This is a genomic window from Paenibacillus sp. OV219, assembly GCF_900110075.1.
GTDB lineage: Bacteria > Bacillota > Bacilli > Paenibacillales > Paenibacillaceae > Paenibacillus_Z.
This window is the reverse complement of the sequence record NZ_FOCJ01000013.1, coordinates 42559-60577: the sequence shown is the minus strand read 5'-3', so window position 1 is coordinate 60577 and position 18019 is coordinate 42559. Positions and strand designations below refer to the sequence as shown.

The 18019-nt window shown below is 51.3% G+C and carries 16 protein-coding genes; 4 read left to right on the top strand and 12 right to left on the bottom strand.

Annotation, left to right across the window (positions count from 1 at the left end; all coding sequences use genetic code 11):
* Positions 1–51: 51 nt before the first annotated feature.
* Both BMY11_RS24915 and BMY11_RS24910 read right to left on the bottom strand, forming a co-directional pair.
* Positions 52–1341, bottom strand: a complete 1290-nt coding sequence (locus BMY11_RS24915; protein ID WP_090582505.1) for an erythromycin esterase family protein — start codon at positions 1339–1341, stop codon at positions 52–54.
* 165 nt (positions 1342–1506) lie between these two features.
* Positions 1507–2370 carry an NAD-dependent epimerase/dehydratase family protein gene (locus BMY11_RS24910; protein ID WP_090582503.1) on the bottom strand — a complete coding sequence of 288 codons (864 nt, stop codon included), beginning with the start codon at positions 2368–2370 and terminating at the stop codon, positions 1507–1509.
* Positions 2371–2540: 170 nt separating this feature from the next.
* Between BMY11_RS24910 and BMY11_RS24905 the strand changes: the two genes are divergently transcribed.
* Together BMY11_RS24905 and BMY11_RS24900 are read left to right on the top strand one after the other, a co-directional pair.
* Positions 2541–3206, top strand: coding sequence for a class I SAM-dependent methyltransferase (locus BMY11_RS24905; RefSeq protein ID WP_090582501.1), 666 nt, complete (start codon positions 2541–2543; stop codon positions 3204–3206).
* Between the two features lie 81 nt (positions 3207–3287).
* The gene (locus BMY11_RS24900; protein WP_090582499.1) at positions 3288–3581 is read left to right on the top strand and encodes a hypothetical protein; all 294 of its coding nucleotides are present in this window, start codon (positions 3288–3290) and stop codon (positions 3579–3581) included.
* Between the two features lie 460 nt (positions 3582–4041).
* Here BMY11_RS24900 and BMY11_RS24895 read toward each other — a convergent pair whose 3' ends face one another.
* Together BMY11_RS24895 and BMY11_RS24890 are read right to left on the bottom strand one after the other, a co-directional pair.
* Positions 4042–5856 (bottom strand): AAA family ATPase, encoded by a 1815-nt coding sequence (locus BMY11_RS24895; protein WP_090582497.1) that lies wholly within the window; start codon positions 5854–5856, stop codon positions 4042–4044.
* A gap of 249 nt (positions 5857–6105) precedes the next feature.
* Positions 6106–7932 carry a diguanylate cyclase domain-containing protein gene (locus tag BMY11_RS24890; protein WP_177182818.1) on the bottom strand — a complete coding sequence of 609 codons (1827 nt, stop codon included), beginning with the start codon at positions 7930–7932 and terminating at the stop codon, positions 6106–6108.
* A gap of 214 nt (positions 7933–8146) precedes the next feature.
* Between BMY11_RS24890 and BMY11_RS24885 the strand changes: the two genes are divergently transcribed.
* Positions 8147–9337 carry a winged helix-turn-helix domain-containing protein gene (locus BMY11_RS24885; RefSeq protein WP_090582494.1) on the top strand — a complete coding sequence of 397 codons (1191 nt, stop codon included), beginning with the start codon at positions 8147–8149 and terminating at the stop codon, positions 9335–9337.
* A 19-nt stretch (positions 9338–9356) separates the two neighbouring features.
* The gene (locus tag BMY11_RS24880; RefSeq protein WP_090582492.1) at positions 9357–9965 is read left to right on the top strand and encodes a transglutaminase-like domain-containing protein; all 609 of its coding nucleotides are present in this window, start codon (positions 9357–9359) and stop codon (positions 9963–9965) included.
* Between the two features lie 80 nt (positions 9966–10045).
* On the opposite strand, the gene BMY11_RS24875 is transcribed toward BMY11_RS24880, so the two are convergent.
* The 8 genes from BMY11_RS24875 to BMY11_RS24840 form a co-directional block, all read right to left on the bottom strand.
* The gene (locus BMY11_RS24875; RefSeq protein WP_256217760.1) at positions 10046–10855 is read right to left on the bottom strand and encodes an AAC(3) family N-acetyltransferase; all 810 of its coding nucleotides are present in this window, start codon (positions 10853–10855) and stop codon (positions 10046–10048) included.
* A gap of 1 nt (position 10856) precedes the next feature.
* Positions 10857–11747, bottom strand: a complete 891-nt coding sequence (locus tag BMY11_RS24870; protein WP_371262935.1) for a proline iminopeptidase-family hydrolase — start codon at positions 11745–11747, stop codon at positions 10857–10859.
* Positions 11740–12783 carry a tRNA 2-selenouridine(34) synthase MnmH gene (mnmH, locus tag BMY11_RS24865; RefSeq protein WP_090582490.1) on the bottom strand — a complete coding sequence of 348 codons (1044 nt, stop codon included), beginning with the start codon at positions 12781–12783 and terminating at the stop codon, positions 11740–11742. The genes BMY11_RS24870 and mnmH overlap by 8 nt, the downstream gene beginning before the upstream one ends.
* A gap of 20 nt (positions 12784–12803) precedes the next feature.
* Positions 12804–13844, bottom strand: a complete 1041-nt coding sequence (selD, locus tag BMY11_RS24860) for a selenide, water dikinase SelD (protein ID WP_371262946.1) — start codon at positions 13842–13844, stop codon at positions 12804–12806.
* Positions 13845–13982: 138 nt separating this feature from the next.
* Positions 13983–14534, bottom strand: a complete 552-nt coding sequence (locus BMY11_RS24855) for a QcrA and Rieske domain-containing protein (RefSeq protein WP_177182817.1) — start codon at positions 14532–14534, stop codon at positions 13983–13985.
* Between the two features lie 102 nt (positions 14535–14636).
* On the bottom strand, positions 14637–15479 hold the full coding sequence (locus BMY11_RS24850) for a phytanoyl-CoA dioxygenase family protein (protein WP_090582486.1): 843 nt from the start codon (positions 15477–15479) through the stop codon (positions 14637–14639).
* 70 nt (positions 15480–15549) lie between these two features.
* Positions 15550–15975 (bottom strand): alpha-L-fucosidase, encoded by a 426-nt coding sequence (locus BMY11_RS24845; protein WP_371262945.1) that lies wholly within the window; start codon positions 15973–15975, stop codon positions 15550–15552.
* 39 nt (positions 15976–16014) lie between these two features.
* Positions 16015–18012 (bottom strand): right-handed parallel beta-helix repeat-containing protein, encoded by a 1998-nt coding sequence (locus BMY11_RS24840; protein WP_090582484.1) that lies wholly within the window; start codon positions 18010–18012, stop codon positions 16015–16017.
* Between the last annotated feature and the right edge of the window lie 7 nt (positions 18013–18019).

Here is an 18019-nt window from a genome sequence, read left to right as displayed (position 1 = left end):
CGCAAAGGGTATCAAACAAAGAAGACCACCATGGAGGCAGTCTTCAACATGCTACACGAGGGCAAGCTCGAGCGGCGTTAACGCGTGCGATTCATCTATATAGACAAAGGCATCGTAGCGCTCCGACATCCTACTTGGCACATAATTGCCGCGCTCATAATGCGGATGATAGACGACACCAATTGCCCGGTGTCCATATGTGTCATGAAAGAGTGGTGAAGTATTCCCTTTAAATATCAGCCACTGATCATGTGCACCTGCTTCGTGCATCAGCTCTTCCCAGCTCCCTTTCATCGCAGGCGGTACGCGCATCGCCTCAAGTGGTGAATCCCATGCAGCTGCTGCGATTACAGTACCACGGTATGTACCGGCTCCAATCGCGAACACTTCGCCCGGATGCTGGGATTGTTCACGGACGAGCTGCCCGACATTGACCATGTCGTCAGCAAGCATATCGGTCGCGCGGGCATCTCCGATATGGGTGTTATGTTCCCACACAATCGCTTTTGCCTCAGGACCATAGAAGTTCATCACACGATTGAGCGCTTCAACCATATGCCGATCCCGAATGTTCCACGATTCCGGTCCGCCCCTCACCATCGACTGATAATACCGCTCGCCATTCACGGCAACAAGGGCGTTAATCTCGTCGTTTAGCAGCGCTTCATACGAGCGGGCGCTCCCACTCCCACTTCCACTTTCACTACCTTTTCGCTTAGCTTCTAGCTGCTTCAGCAATTGCACGACTTCATCCTGGCATGTCTCCGAGAAGAATGCTGCGGTCATGCCGTAATTCTGCCCTTCCCTCCCATGCGGCTCGAAGCAGGCGAACGCCTTCAGCGCTGCTGGCAGCTCCGGGGAATTCGTATCCTTGAGATGCTTAATAATCTCATCCATCGACTCCCACAGACTGTATACATCAAGTCCGTAGAAACCGACCCGCTTCGCCTCAGGCAGCTCACGATTATACTCCCGCAGCCAAGCGACCAAATCCCGCGTTTCCGTATTCGCCCACATCCAAGACGGCCATCTGTCGAAGGATTGCAGCACCTCTTCAATGGAAGCCTTGGCATCAGGCGCATGCTTCACATATTTGTTCACCTCATAGCAAGAAGGCCAATCTCCTTCCACTGCAATGAAAGTGAATCCATGCTCCGCGATTAGCATCTTGGACAGCGCGGTCCGATAAGTATAAAATTCGCTCGTGCCATGGCTCGCTTCTCCGAGAAGCACAATCTTCGCACTCCCCGCTGCATCAGTAAGCGGCCGTAAATCCTGTTCCTGACCGAACTTATTCGATACTCTTCGAATCTCATCAATAACAGAAATCGTTCTTTTCACTCGTAATGGCTCCTTTGCAATTCAGAAAATAATTCTGTTTATATTTTCCAAATGGAGAGCGAATTACTCGGACTGCTTGCCGCTATTCGACTTCAACGACGAGCTAGGCAGCACAAAGCTCACGCAACAAAGAAAAACCGCCAGGTGGCGGTCTTCCCAGAAATGCTATAGCTCCGAAGGCACGAACAAGCTCGCTACATCTTCACCGCGCTCATCACGCTGCTTCAAATCGCGAAGGAACTGGATAAATCCAACCTGCGGCGTCCATCCGAGCACTTCTTTGGCCTCGGACAGATCATGCTGCTCCACTTCTCCCGGTAGAGAGATGCTGTATTTGGCGATAAGTGCGGCAGCACCCGGCAATTGCTCCTCGCACCAATCAGGTCCAAGAGTGCGGAAGTTAGCTCTAACGTCTTCTGGCATGCCATGATTCGTATGTATAATCGTGCGGAACAAGCCAAATTCGCGTTTGCTCGCTGCAGTCAGTGCAGCAACGGTCGCCCGCGCCACATCCCGCCGATCCACGCCATTGCGAAGCAGTCTGGAGCCGAATTCCAGATAGGGTCTAGGAATAAATTCATGATAGCGAAGCATCGCGATGGAAGCCCCAGTCATCTCGTGGTAGGAGCGGCACAAGTCTTCACCGATCACTTTGCTCACGCCGTATACCGATCCCCAGCCGAAGGCCATCGATGAGGCATAAATAATAGATTGAACCCCTTCTCTGCGGCATGCTTCCAGCACCTGATAGGTTCCGTCAACATTAACCGCGAAGATTGTATCGTCACTCACTGGAGGCTGATGCGCACAATGCCAAGCTGCGAGATGGATTACACCATCCACACCTTTCACCGCTTGCTGCACATCCGTAACCGTACGCGTATCGCATCTAACAAACTCAAGCTCCCGCAGATCTGCCGCGTTCGGCGGCATCACATCGGCCATGCGCACCTCATAACCGGCTTGCAGCAGTTCACGGCATACCGCTTGACCGCCATTTCCGCTAGCTCCTGTAACTAGTACTTTCATCTTCGTCTTCGGCCTCCTCCTAGTATCTAACAACCTACACGTTATCATATCACAACCACTTGCCCAGCAACGAAAGTCTTTCGAACCGAATGTGATATAAACCGGGCCCGCGGTTCATAGACTTGAAATAGAATTTAGCAATCTATTACGAGAATGAAGGAGACTAACCGATGAATCAGCTGACCAAAGAACAATTCGTATCCCGTTTCGTGCGTGAGGACGACGCTGCATCGAGGCATTTTGTCTACAGCATGCCTTATGAATGGTGGAGCAGACCTTATGAATATGCGTGGTGCTCGTTATTTGTGGAGCCAACTGACACGGTGCTCGATGCAGCATGTGGCATTTCGCATCCATTCAAGTTCTATCTAGCGAACAATGCTCGCAGGACATATGCATGTGACATGGATCCTCGCATTACTTCCATTCCTTCCATACTGATGGAGATCGCACTGGACATTGGCGAAGCAGCTGCAATGGCAGTGGCCTCCACATATGAAGAAGGCAGCATCACACTCAGCCAAGCGGGCATTACGGAGCTCCCCTATGACAATCAGCTCTTCGACAAAATCTTCTGTATCTCTGTTTTGGAGCATTTGACACCTGCAGATGCCATACTTGCGCTTAAGGAATTTGAGCGTACATTGCATGCTGACGGTGTGATTGTAGTCACGCTGGACTATCCCGCAGTCAACCTCAGTTATTTCCAATCTATCGTCCGATTGGCCGGACTCGAATTCTATGGCCCTATTGACACGTCGATGACTCGCAACTCACTCCATACGGAATATTGGGGCGGAATCCACTGTTTCCGAGCATTGCTTCGCAAGCGCTAATACGATATCTACGCAACTTCTGCTGATCATCGAAGTATAAACATAAGTGGAAATACCTGGTGTTTATGGAGGCTAGAGCGTATGTATTACAGCACAACAAGAAAACTAGTGAACAGCATGATTGTCTCAGGAATCGTACTCATCATTTACGGGCTTTTGCAATACTTGACGTCTCATGATCTCTCATCCGAAGAATTAGTAAGTGTGTTTACGATAAAACGATTGGTATTTCCAATACTAGGAATCATTATTACATCAATCGGTTATACATTACTGAAGCTTATCAGTGAAATTGAGGATCAGGCCTTGTCGGTAAGGGAAGAGCTTATTCAATTAAGAAAGCTTGTCCAGAATGGCTTGAACGATAAGCACTAATTGACAACAGAAAGGCTGCCTCTAGGTAGCCTTTTGAGATTGTCCACCTAGATTGACTCCTTGTGACCAGTTCGCTTCGCTGAGAGTAGCATTTTCCGACTCTCGACTAGACTAAAGAGCTGTTTGCAAACTGATTGTCCGATATTCCGACCTGAGGCAGTCAATTCAGCTGTTAAGCTCCTATTGTGCTGCTGAGAGTGGGAAAAATCCATTCTCAGCATACTAATGTTGCTATTCTGCTTCTGAGAGTAGGATATTCCCACTCTCAGCGTTCGGAGGTTAGCACAAATTGCTCCCCGCCCGCAAGCCGCGAGAGAACCTATTAATCTCTTACTTACATATGCAGATGCAGCGCTGCTGCGCCAAAGAAAAAGAGCAGAGAAGCCTTTAGCGGCTCCCCTGCTAAAAGGCTGCCTTGGTTCATGAACCAGGCAGCCCTACTATATGACACGTCACTTCATCAAGATTCCTTCGTATCCTCATCTTCCTTCTTCTCTTCCTCGCCTAGCTCTTCGTCATCAGGTTCTTTAATCGGCGGTTCTTCATCCAACTGGTCCTCCGGCTTTTCCTCTGATTGTCCTTCGGCTTGAGATTTCTTGTTCTCTTCCAGGAAAATCAAAGTCCTCACCACAGGTGGATCCGGACGAATCTGTCCATAGAGTCGAATAAAGATTTGCTCGATTTCCTCGCCGGTCAAATCGCCTTTCTCAAGCAACTCCTCGGCAATCGCATGCACGAATTCAGAATGCGCGAGAATAAGCTTCTTCACCTGCTCCATTTGCTCTTTGAGCAGCGCATTAATCTTCGGTCGCAGCGACCGCAGCGCTTCCCCCATTGACCCAAGTGTAAGCCAGCTAAACAGCTCATCGCCCATGCCGACCGCGCCGAGGAAGGCGCCTGCCATGCTGGTCGCCTGCTGCAAGTCGGAGGTTACCCCGTTCAGCTTCTTGCCGAGGAACTCTTCCTCCACCGCCCTTGCTGCGAGGCAAACTTGAATGCTGGCGAGTATCTCGCTGTCGCTGCGGTTATACCGCTCGTGCGTCGGCTTCGTCGCAGCTAGCCCGAGCGCGTTGCCGCGGCGAATGATCGTCACTTTCCAGACCCGATCATGCGGCTTCAGCAAATATTGGGCAACGGCGTGGCCTGCTTCATGGTACGCCACATTCCGTTTCTCATCGTCACGCATTGAACGGAGCGGCTGCTTGAGCCCCCATTCGTACGTTTCCATAGCCATGCGGAAATCCTGGTATTCGGCTTCGAGCGCGCCGCGCTGATGCGCAATGACAACCGCTTCGTTGACGATATGCTTGATCTGCGCAGGGCTGTAACCGATTGTATCAAGCGCCGCTTTCTCTGCGGTGAGAGACTCGCCGTGCTTTACTTTAGCAAGGTAATACTGGAAGACATCGATGCGACCGTCATAATCCGGCGTATCGACCCATAGCTGACGATCGAATCGGCCCGGACGCAGCAGCGCTGGATCCAGCACATCCGGCAAGTTCGTTGCAGCGATGGTAAGCACCGCTGGACGCTCCGCACTCTTGCGGCGAAGGCCGAGCTGCCTTAACAGCTTCTTGAACCTTGAATTGTCCAAGTTTGGCGGATCCATCTGCAGGAGCAGCTCGTTAAGAAGGCCAGAGCCGCCACCCATACCCATCATGCCACCCATTCCCATGCCGCCGCCACCTTGACGCTTCATTCCGATCGCATCTATCTCGTCGATGAAGATGATGCACGCGCCGTACATCTTGGCGAGCTTCCTTGCCTTCTTATATATGCCCATGACCTTGAGGTTTCCGACCCCAAAGAACATGTTCTGAAAGCTTGGTGCCGAAGCATAAGCGAAAGGGACCTTCGCTTCATTCGCGATAACTTGCGCGAGATAGGATTTACCAGTACCCGGCGGTCCGCACAGCAGGAAGCCGCGGATGACCTCGCCTCCCATTTGCTTAAATTCCTTCACGCCTTTGAGCAGCAAGACAATTCGCTTCGCATTCTCGACAATTTCCGGATTTCCCCGGTAATCGTCCCATGTCGAACCGGTTTCACCAGGCAATATCCAATACGTTCGCCCTCGCGCCAGAAACCAGAACAGCGCCACGAATTGAATAATGATGAACAACACGGCAAACAAAAGCTGAAACAATAAGCTGAGAATCGTAAGCGTAACGTTCCAGACCGTCGGCCCTCCATTCAATAGAAAAACACCCAAGATGACGAGGGCAATCAGCCAGAGGAGAATTTTACGCCACTTTACCCATTGATAACTCCTCATGGCCACACTTCCTTTTCCACACATGAATTGGCAGCTGTGATGAAAAAATGCGGTACTAACATTTTATTAGTGTTCCTGCAAAATATGCTCTTCTCCATCCGCTCCCACTCCTACGTAAGACTGCATCATACTTAATCCTATGAGCCAATCATTCGTTTATATCAGAGGGCTGCAAACTTTTTTGTACGAGGCTTTAAGTTAACTAGGGGCATCAAAAAAGACGCTCCATATAGAGCGCCTTCAGAGCTGCTATTGCACTTGCGTGACTGCAGAATAGAAGCAGCAATTGTTCTTCCCCTTCATCTTCGCTTCATACATGGCTTGGTCAGCATGCATCAGCAATGTTTTTCCTTCCGAGCCGTCATTCGGATAGATCGCAATTCCGATACTCGCGGTTACTTGAAGCTTCACACCGTCCACTTCATCCAGCTGTTCGATAACGTGAATAATCTGTTCGCCAAGCGCTTCAAGTTGAGCGCTGTTCTGAACGTCATCGAGCAGCACGATAAATTCATCGCCCGCCCATCTTGCGCAGACACCGCTGCTGCGAACACATAATTGAAGGATGCCTGCAACCTCCTGCAGCAGCCGATCTCCCATCTCATGGCCGTAAGTGTCGTTCACCTTCTTGAAGCCGTCCAAATCCATGAAGAAGACAGAGAAATTCGCGATGTTGTTCTTGGCACGATCCAGAGCCTCGATAAGCCGTTCACCCAAATATCGGCGGTTCGGCAGCCCCGTCAATTCATCATAGTACATAATCCGTACCTCATCGGTGCGATCATGGAAACCGAATAGATGACCATGCAACTCCCCGTCCACATCATCCGTGAGCGGACTGACGTAGCATTCGAAGTAACGTGTCTTTTCTATACTCGTCACGAGAGATACTCTTTCGCGGAAGGGAGCAAGCTTGGCGTTGAAATACCGGTCGATCAGCTCCGCAAGCGTTCCGTGCGATGCCTTTAACCGATGGCAATAATCGGCAAGCATCTGTCCATTCAGGAGCGGACGCTCGAACAACTGCTCGAATCTGCGGTTCGCGAACACAACCTTCCCTTCGGTATCGCACATTACAATCGCCTCTTGGCTCGACTCTAGCATCCGGGCAATGATCTCATTTCGCTTCGCAATTTCTCGCTCTGCAAGCTGGCTTTCCCCAAGCAGATCTTTATATCGAATTTCACTGTCAGCCACTTTACGATACAGCACCGTAAGGCTCATATACATCTTCGTAAACTCATAAATTATGCCGCTCAGCACAGCGTTCGCACAGATGAACGTGTTCCACTTCGCGACATACCAACCGATACTAAAGCGGCCTCCGCCGCACAGGATAATCGTTACATCTAGCATTGAAGCCAGCAATGCGATACAGAGCCATGCCGTCGTCACCGTGTTTCCTCGCGTTAACCGGAAAAAGAGCACTAGTGCAATAACACTGTAGATGATAATAGGCACACCAATCTTGTTCACGAAGAGAGGGGTAAGATGACCATCCTTCAATAGAATGGGTACGCTGTCATGAAACTTGGTCGTGATTACCGTACATACCGCGATTAATAGGATGACTACCGTTAATACAACCGCAGAACTCGATCTGGCTCTCGCCTGGCTTAGCTGCATTCCTTTATAGCGGGACTCGAACCAGACGTAAGCGATTATGGCCGTCGGCAGTCCGAAATGCCAGATCAAATAGAGCCAAGGCGCAGTTTGCAGCCCCGCATGGAACAAGCCGGTTGTAGAGAAGATGCCAGGGAATGTTAGAAGATACATCGCGGTCATCCCGCCAGAGTATAGATACCCAGCTGCCAGCGCAAGTACCGATGGAGAGCGGTTAATGCGAAATTGGCTGTACAGCACGTAAGCCGTAATAAGCTCGAAGCAGATAACGCTAGAGAATATCGCAGGCTGATAAGCAGGTAATTCCGTCAGCTTCACCCGAGCTATCGGAGCTGTCAGCAAAGCCAGCAAACAAACGAATGCGCCAATGACATAAACAAGCCTACGCTGTGAGCGATTTGCAGGCGTTGACAGAAGATGGTGAACAGCGATTTTAGAAGCTTGGTGCTCCATGGCAGCGCCTCCATTAGTTGTAGTACAGATTTTTTTCGACAAAAATCGACCAAACCCTTCCTTCATGTCAGGTATTTTCACAAATATTTATTTAGTCAAGTTGATTTTTCTAAAATATTGCTAAAATTCAAAATTCCGCACATCAGCATGGACTTCTGAACCGTTATCCTCTTTAATAAAGAGACTACATCTCATTATTCAGGCAGGTGAAACGATGGCGCATCTTACAATTACGAAGCAGCAAGCAAGACGCTTCCTGTTGTATTATCATGGTCTGAGCGATAAGGCCTCTAACTTTGAAGGAAAAGCCGGCATTATGGCTTTCATTGATCGTGTCGGCTGTATTCAGTTTGATCCACTCAATGTGGTAGGGATGAACCATGAGCTTGTCCTACAAGCTCGTATTCCACACTTCAAACGAGAAATGCTTCAACAGCTGCTCTATGAGGAACATCAATTGTTTGATCAGTGGGATAAGTGTATGTCGATTGTTCCGGTGACGGATTGGCCGTATTTTGCCCGCTTTCGCAGACAGCATGAAGCATGGTGCCACTCCAATCAGGACACGGTGAATCAGGTCCATGCAGAGATTGAGAAACGTGGTCCGCTTTGCTCCAGCGATCTAGACTATGCGGAGAAAGTCGACTGGGGCTGGGGTCCGACGAGGCTGTCACGCGCCGCACTCGAAGGCATGTATTATGCGGGCATGCTAGTCGTTCATCATAAAGTTGGCACGCGAAGGTTTTATGATCTTGCGAAGCGGCGTATCCCTGAGAAGCTATACGCTGAACACGATCCGATCGAATCGGACGAGCAGTATTTTGCATGGAACGTGCTTCGCCGGATTGGTAGTATAGGCCTCCTGTGGAACCGGCCAAGCGATGCATGGATTGGCATTCGAGGGATGAAGAGCCGCCACCGCAGCGGGGCATTCAAGCAGCTCCTTGCAAGCGGTCAGCTCATGGAGGTTCAAGTTGAAGGGGTAGCTCATCCACTCTACCTACGCGTATCCGATCTTGAGTTGTTTAAGCAAGCTATGGCGGTTAATGATGATTGTACGAAGCGCGCCAGCCTACTCGCTCCTCTCGATAATCTTATGTGGGATCGGAATCTCATCAAAGAGCTGTTCGACTTTGAGTACAGGTGGGAAGTTTACAAGCCGGCACCGGAGCGTGCTTATGGCTACTATGTGCTGCCAGTGATTTACGGCGATCAGCTCGTCGCACGCGTCGAGTTTGCTAACCAACGTAAAAAATCACCGCTGACGATTCTCAATTGGTGGTGGGAACGCGATGTCGTGGTGGATGCCGCAATGCGAGACTGTGTGGCAGAGTGCTTGGAGCGGTTCGCCGCGTATCTTGAAACGACATTTGATCGTTCCAGCTTTGCAGACATGCATGTATAGAGAGTGAGGTTGTTCGAAGATGGAGATGCAGCTGGAATCGGAGCAATTAGAAGATTACCTAATCGAATCTGTAGAAGTGGATTTCTCACATTCTGCAGTTGCTGCGCTTGCGGATGAGCTGAGCCGTGAGACAGATAGCGAGATTGCTTTCGTAAGAAAGGCATTCGAATATGTCCGCGATCACATCTCCCACACTTGGGATATCCAGAGTACTCGCGTCACCTCGTCCGCATCTGGCGCCCTGCTGCACCGGGAAGGGATTTGCTATGCCAAATCCATGCTGCTCTGCGCGCTGCTGCGGAGCAGGGACGTGCCAGCGGGCTTCTGCTATCAGCGGCTTACGCTAGGAGATACGCCCGACACCGGCTATGTCATCCATGCACTGAACGGCGTCTACCTGCAATCGCTTGGCAGATGGGTCCGTCTCGATGCGCGCGGCAACAAGCCCGGCATCGACGCCCAGTTCTCGCTCGAGGAGGAGCAGCTCGCTTTTCCAGTTCGGACACATTATGAGGAGATTGATTACCCTACGATCTATATCCATCCGTATCCGAGTACGGTCGAAGTGTTGAAGCGAGCGAAGAACGCGAAGGACATGTATTTGCGACAGCTGCCGTCAGCGCTGTAACGAATCAAGTAACAGTACAAAGCTAAAGCCGCTCCATAATGGAGCGGCTTTTCTAATGAATCACTTTAAATTTTCCTCAATTACTTCCTATTCTCTTCCATCCATTTCACACTATAATCAACCAACTCTCGAACTGGCACAAGGCGGATCACTGCATCACCGACCTGTCCGAGCTTCACGCAGCCTGTCTCCTGCTCGAATGCTTGACCAAGCAAGCCAAAGTCATCCGAATTAAAATTAATCTCCGCAATTGCCGTCCACTCTCGTCTGCCATCAACGAGAATCGGCGCATAATTGGTCACCTGCTGCTTGGTCGCATAGCTTACGCGGTATTCCGCGAGATGAAGGGATGTATTATTGCTATGATCGACGCCGAAGAGGAGCACCGAAGCCCTGCAGTCATACAGCTTTGCAAGCGGCGACTGCTCCCCGAGCCCATATGCAAGTGAATGATCTGCTGTAAGGTAAGCCGCCTGTGGTCCTCTTGCTGCAAAAGACACCTGCGGATGATAACTCCGCACCGTTCCTTCCTGCTTGCGGAAGCATTCCACAACAGCGCCCATTCCCCGCGTAGGTGTCAGATCTGGCTGGAACGCCGGCATCTCGTCACGAATAAGCTGCCACCACGCTTCCGGCACAGGTGGGTACTGCCATGGTGCAGGATCGGACAAGTCACCACTATGTGCCGGCATAACAAGCGTGCCTTCTTCCCCGATAGCATCCTCAAGCGCCAAAACAACCGCGCCGGCGCCGCCTACAATGAAGCGGTTCATTGACTTGAGCGAGGAATGCACGATGAGCGTCATTCCCTTCGTAACGCCAAGCGCTGTCAGATCATGGGTAAGCGTTGTCCGTGTCACCGGCCACGCCGACTCATTAATTCGTTCCACGTTACCCCTCCACCTTATGAAGAAACTGCCTTACTTCCTGCAAATACTCGTCCGTTTCTTCCATATAGCTCATATGCGAGCTTTCCTCGAACACATGAAAGTCCGCCCCTGGCACAAGCGACTGGTAATGCTGCGTTGCCTCCGGGGTTGCCTCATCATAGCGTCCACACAAGAAGAGCGATGGGATAGTGATTTCATGCAGCTGCGGCGTCACATCATAATGCTTCAAATTGCCGGTTGGGCAAAATTCGGACGGTCCCCACATCGTCATATAAACTTCTTTATTCCCTTTTGGCCTGCTGAGCTTAACGATTTCCGGCACCGGATCAAGCCTTAACACATGTCGGTCGTAATAAACCTTCATCGCCGCTTGGTATGCCTCGGAATCGGTCGTCCCCTGCTCCTCATGAAGCACGATTGTCTGCTGGACATCGTCAGGAAGCTGCGCAATGAGCCTATCGGCATCCTGCTTCCAAAGCGCACTGCTCAGGCATGGACTGGAGAAAATAACACTGCGAACGCCTTCCGGCTTACGTTCAATCAAATACGATGCCGCAAGCATCGTACCCCACGAATGTCCGAGCACGTGTATCTCCGCAAGGCCCAGCGCCTCACGAATACATACCAACTCATCTATGAAGCGATCCGTCTTCCAAAGCGATACATCCGTCGGCCGCTCGGAATTACCAGATCCAAGCTGATCGTAGAAGATGACCGGTCGCTCATTCGCAAGTGCGCCAAGTGCAAACTTCAGCGCCCCATGCGTATTGCCGGGACCACCGTGAAGCACCACGAGCGGAGTCCCATTGCCTCCGTCTTCGGTAAGCCTCGTATACCAGACTTTTCCACCGGGTACGTCAATGAATCCTTCTTCACTCATCCTATCACTCATTCGCGGTCCCCCCTCCCAGTAGCTGTTGAATCTCCACAACTGCTTCATCTACAGATGCTGCCTTAATGACGATGCGATCATCCAATTCATATGCCGAATTCGAATGCGAGTAACGCTGATCATAGTAGTGAACAAGCAGCAGCTCAATCGCCATGCGGTACTCCTCGTGCTTCAACGCCCATTCGATCTCTGCAGCAATCGGCGTATGCATCCGTGATTTGATCAGCCGGAACGACTGGATGCAAGCTTCTTGATGCTCCCACGGCTTATATTCTTCAAGCAAATTCGTCACTCGCGCTTCAAGCGGAAGCTCAAGCCAAATATGCTTACCCTCTTCTTTCTTCTTCACAAGTCCACCTGGCAGTACAATCTTGCCGACTCGCTTGCTCTCCGCTTCCATTAGAAAATACGGAACAGACTCTAGCCGGATCAACTCATCAGACAGCTGTGCGTCGAACGTCTTCTGATTATGGGAGATGAGCCCGATATTGCCGAAGATCGAGCCGCGATGGCCCGCCAAACGTTCAATATCCAGTACCGGATAGGACTGCTCCTGCAGCTTGCGCAGAATAGCGGTTTTCCCCGTCCCCGTGTTGCCGTGCAGCACATAAGCGAGAGGCGCAAGCTCAAACTCATCCATGCGGCTTACGACCCACTGGCGATAAGCGCGGTAACCGCCTTCAATCCGGTATATGCGGATACCCATCAGATCGAGCACCGTCGCACTCGTCTTGCTCCGCATTCCCCCTCGCCAGCAGAATACAGCTTTCTTGCCCGGGATTTGCGAGAACGCCTTGATAAAAGCAGGAAGCTTCGCCGATGCGATCTCAAGACCGCGTTCCTTCGCCGCATGCACGCTTACCTGCTTATAGATCGTGCCAATCTCGGCACGCTCTTCATCATTAAACAGCGGAATATTTAAGCTGCCGGGAATCGTCGCGTCCGCATACTCGGAAGGTGATCTCACATCTATCGTAACGATGCTGCCAGTTTGTCTCAGCGCTGATAGTTCTTCAATTGCAATATCTTGAAACATCGCCTTTTCCCCTTGAATAGTTATTGTACGAAAATATGTCCTGGACGCTCATCAGTTACTTCGCCGATCAAGCTTGCTTCGACGCCATTCTCCTTCAGCGCCTCAAGCAGCGCTTCGGCTTGCTCACCTGCGACTGAAATAAGCAGCCCGCCAGATGTGACCGCGTCGCACAGAATATAACGGTCGATTTGATCGATGTCGTCCGCGAATGTTACGTCATCTTGGACATGCGCGAAGTTGTTCTTCGTTCCGCCTGGCACGAAGCCTTGCTCTGCAAGCTCGCGAACTCTCGGCAGCAGCGGCACGCGTTGCTTCTGGATATGCACGCTGACCTTGCTGCCTTTTGCCATCTCCAGCGCGTGACCGACTAAGCCAAAGCCCGTCACATCGGTACAGCCATGCACATCGAACGGCTCCATCGTCTCGGCCGCCGTCTTGTTGAGCGTCGCCATCACCTTCGTCAGTCGCGCCGTCTCTTCCGGCGTCAGCTGATCCGTCTTGATCGAAGTCGTCAGAATGCCGACACCGATTGGCTTCGTCAGGATTAGGCGGTCGCCAGGCTTCGCGCCTGCATTCGCCCGCACTTTATTAGGATGGACAAGTCCGGTGACTGCAAGACCGAACTTCGGTTCTTTATCGTCAATCGAATGGCCGCCTACGAGCGTGGCCCCGGCTTCTTCGACTTTATCTGCTGCACCCCGAAGAATCTCGCTAAGGACACGTTTATCCAGCGTCGAGATTGGAAACGCGACAATGTTTAAAACCGTCAGTGGCTTCCCGCCCATCGCATAAATATCGCTAATCGCATTAGCCGCGGCGATTTGGCCGAAGTCATACGGATTATCCACGATCGGCGTGAAGAAGTCGAGCGTCTGGACAAGCGCCAGCTCGTCCGTTAGTTTATACACGCCTGCATCATCGCTCGTGTCGAGACCGACTAGCAGGTTCGGATTTGGCTTCGCCGCTGGCAGATTGCTGAGTACTGCCGCTAGATCTGCTGGACCGATTTTGCAGCCGCAGCCGCCTTTGCTCGAATAGGAAGTTAACTTAATATCTTGCATTGATTCCGACATCGTCCACATCCATCCCTCTCTATGACCTTATATAAATGGTACCCGATACACTTTGGAGAAGCAATGCTATCGCTTTCATAACAGAAGCACCGGCGAATCAGCCGGCGCTTCTCATCTATCATCTATCTATGTAGATTCACTTCTTTGAATCGGCTGCATGGCATCGAAGTATACGCGGCCCCCAGCGATAATTGGCTTGAATGTATCTAGTCCGCGGGGCACAACGGTGCTTACGGTCTCGCCGTACTTACCAAACTCGGCGCCGTGGCATGGGCAGAAGAGTACCAAATTCTTCGTCTTCTCGCGCTGCCCTGTTGTTGCCGGCTCAACCGAACAACCCAAATGCGTGCAGGCTGGCGACAAAATGAGAATCTCTCCGTTCTGATCCTTCGTCACATAGACGAACCCTCTTAGAGGCTTCGTATACCAAGCATCTACATATTCGGCTTCGTAATGGATTTTCTTCATCTCTGTCAGTGCCGCTAACTCTTCATAGCTGCCGAGATCTGCGATATTTCCCGGCCGCTGCTCGGCTTCCGCTTCGCTCTTATGCGTCTTCGCGCCGTAATAGAATAGTCCCGTTGTACCTGTCAATGCAGCAGTAACACCTAAAGCGAGTTTGCCGGTAGTCCCTAGAAAAGCTCGACGCGACAGCTGCCGCGGCATTCGATCCTTCAAGCTGTCCACCTCCATTAACCGCCAGATGACTTCCATTATATGCCCAAAATTGGGAAATAAAAAGAACTACAAAGCCGTAGCCTTGTAGTTCTTGTGACAATTCTATTCGTGCGTAGGCTCGATTGCTGGGAAGCCAATCTTCTGCCAACGGAACAGGCGCTGAGCGCGCGGCGACATGTTGTCGTACGTCTCTTGCGGAATTTGTACACGGTTGTCGCGGTCTACAGAGCTGTAGATGAGCGCGATATTCGGACGGATTTCGTTGCCTTTGTTAGGCGTTCCTCTGTGCCACATACGAACGTCGCGGATCAGGATGGAGCCTGCTGGCATATGCACTTTCATCGAGTGCATATATGGCGCAAGATCTTCCGGCTTCGGCGCGTTCGGGCCGTACCAGCTGTCTGGCATCAAGTGCGTGCCGCCTGGCCAAATTTCCATTGGGCCATTGCCATCGTGTACATCAACGAGTGGAATGTTGAACACAAGATCCGTAATCGGCAGCGACACTTGACATTGATCGCCGAAGCGAGCGCCGTAATCGGCATGAACCGGTTGTGTCTTCTGTCCGCCTGGCAGCGAAGTGTTGGACGAGAACAACGTTACGCTGTACTCAGGACCAAGCACTTTGTCGATGATTGCCATTGCAAATGGGTGCTCGATAACGAGCGAATCGTTGAATGGAGCTTCGAACGGAAGGAAGATGCCGAGGTGGTTCGTACCTTCGTTGAAGCCTTTCTTCTTCAGATAAACATCATGACCGTGCTTCTCAATGAACCAGTCCATCGCTTTCTTGAACGCTGTGAACAGTTCTGTTACTTTCGCTTGTGGAACAACGCTCTCAATAATAACATAGCCGTTAATCTTAACCAGGTTAGCGGCTATCTCAAGTGTTTCCGGTTTAAGTGTTAGTGTATCCAATTCTTCTTGACTAACTTTCAAATTCACCTAAATCACCTCAAGGTTTGTCTTCGTAGTTGCTTACAACTCCTAAACTAACACATTTGCTCGTCAATTGCTATAATTTTTTTACATACTTAATTAAGTTTATTAAGAAAATAGTAGAACACGTTTTCACACATATGAACATGTTCTTTCTAACTTCACCATCAATATGTTCAAGCTCCACCACAGTGTCAGTCTCATCCGGAAGAGTAGCGCTGCTGAAGCCGATGAATGCATCCTCCGGATATTCCCCTGCATTCCACGGCGTTTCCACCTTAATCTCCGAACCGTCTGCGAGTAGTCTCGCTCGCTTGATCCTGCCGCTTAAGCCGCGAAAATTAATTTTGCTTACGCATTCCACCAAGCCGCGAATAACCGTCTTCGGTGATTTGTAATTCATATCACTATAGCAGTATCCCCAATGATCATTCAGCGTAATGCATGCTTCCCAAGGATCAGGCTCACCTGCATCGTTAACGACGCCCTCGGGCGGAAGAATTTGCTCGGGACAACATGAAGTCGCCAGCAGCTCCCCCTCTTATTTAAATTGCTCGAATACCTCTGCATATCGGCCTTGGCAGCCAACATCCGCGAATGACAACGGCTCGATACCTCGAGGATTTGTGACAGAACGCGCCTCGAAGATCAATTCACCTGAGTCTGCTCCCTTCAGCTGTGGATCCGCAAACACATTACCGTCTTGCTCCTGCAGTTCCCGCTCCACGCCTATCTTCGTATAATGCAGTACTTCACTGAAGGTGCGAACGCCGCTTCGACTATGCAGCACATTATCCCTGAATGAGGCAATGCCATCTGCAGCTGAGAACGTGCTCATATAAGGATGCTCGTCATATTCCGCAGAAGGCAGCTTGCTCGGGTTGCCCTTCGTCGAGATGATCTTAATCGACTCTGCCTCAAGCACATTGCGTTCGAACACAAGTCCGAACGTATTATAGACGGAGAGCACCTGAGGACCGCGATCGAGAAAAATATTGCTAATATAACGACAGTCCCGCGTCATATGACTCAACATCGGCAAGCCGAGATTAACCGCTAGATTGCGTTCGACCGTACAATTCGTGCATTTCTCGTCAAGGTAGTACGCGTAGCGCCGCACATGCTCCTTCGATTTGGCGAACACCGCATTGCCGCTGACGTTCACCTGGTCGCTGTACCAGCTCAGGTAGATCGCAGAACCGTCCTTCATGAAGTTCATCGTGTTATAAAGCAAATTACTACTAATTGTCGTATTCGAGCTTGAGCTCGCGATGCCGCTGTACGGCGTGTCATGAATCTCGTTGTGGCCGATCGTATGGCCTGCGCCATCACTGTTCACCGCAATGGCACTCGAGTAAACGAGCCCCACGTCGTGAATACGCGAGCACTCAAGCGTAATCGCTTCTCCCTTCCACTGAATACCGCCTGCCCCGGTATGATGGACATGACATTCATTGAGCCTGATATGCTTGCCGCTCAATTGGAACGCCCAGCCGCCGGTGTTGCGAACAGTGACGCGGTCAAACTCGACCTCCTCCACCTCTTCAGCTTGAATCGCAGCGCTCACATGAATCGCCCCGAAGCCCCCCGCAGAGAGCGGAGTCGCGGCGCATGCAAACGTGAGGCCGGCGATACGAATCCGATTCGCGCCTTCTTCCAGTCGAAGAAGCTGCTCTCTCGCAGGTGCAATCACACGAAGCGACTCCGGATGCTCTGACTCCTCCGGGAGCGGCCAGTAGACAAGCTTCCCAGCCGTTCGATCCAAATACCATTGTCCCGGTTGGCGCAGACCTTCCCGTACATTCCAAACCGCATAAGTCATGGCGTTATCATTGCGTGCGTAGAATGCGCCTGGCGGATGTCCCGGCGCATTCGCGAAATGAATTTCGGTTACGCCGCATTCATCCTCCTGATCCGCGCCTGACATTTGCACCTGCGCCTGTTCAACATGAGAGACGCCAACTAGCGACTCATCCCATTCGTGGTAGATGGTCAGCTCCGCATTACCACAGTCCAGCCATGTGCCAACATCGGAAGCATTGACGCGAAGCGTCATCATTTCTTCCTCCATCGGCTGCCGCTTCCAGCCGCCTGCGAAGGTCGAGAGCCATTCGACGTCGAATGCGTTCGGATGCCGGAACGCCCCCTGCTCCGGCAATCGCGCCCGTTGCCGGCATGTTCCGTTCACTTCAATCATGCGGAAGTCACGTGTACGATCTTCAGCGTTCACGCCATCCAGCGTCGCGGTCAGCCATTCTCCTTCCCTCTGCCAAGACTTGATCAACGAGCCCCCGTACAGCACCGGATACTCGTTCGGATAAGCTTCAATCGTTAGTCCGGCATCCTCTGCGGTCAAGACCAAGGATACGTCCTCGTATTCACCGGCTCGAACGATAATCCTTTTGTCCGCACTGCCGCAGCTTCTCGTTCGCGCCAACGCCTCCGATAGCGTGCGTACCGGGGCTTCTTCTGTCCCCGCATTCGAATCTGCTCCATATGGAGCGACATCGAGCCGAATGCCCTTTCCCTTCTGTGCCATATCGTGA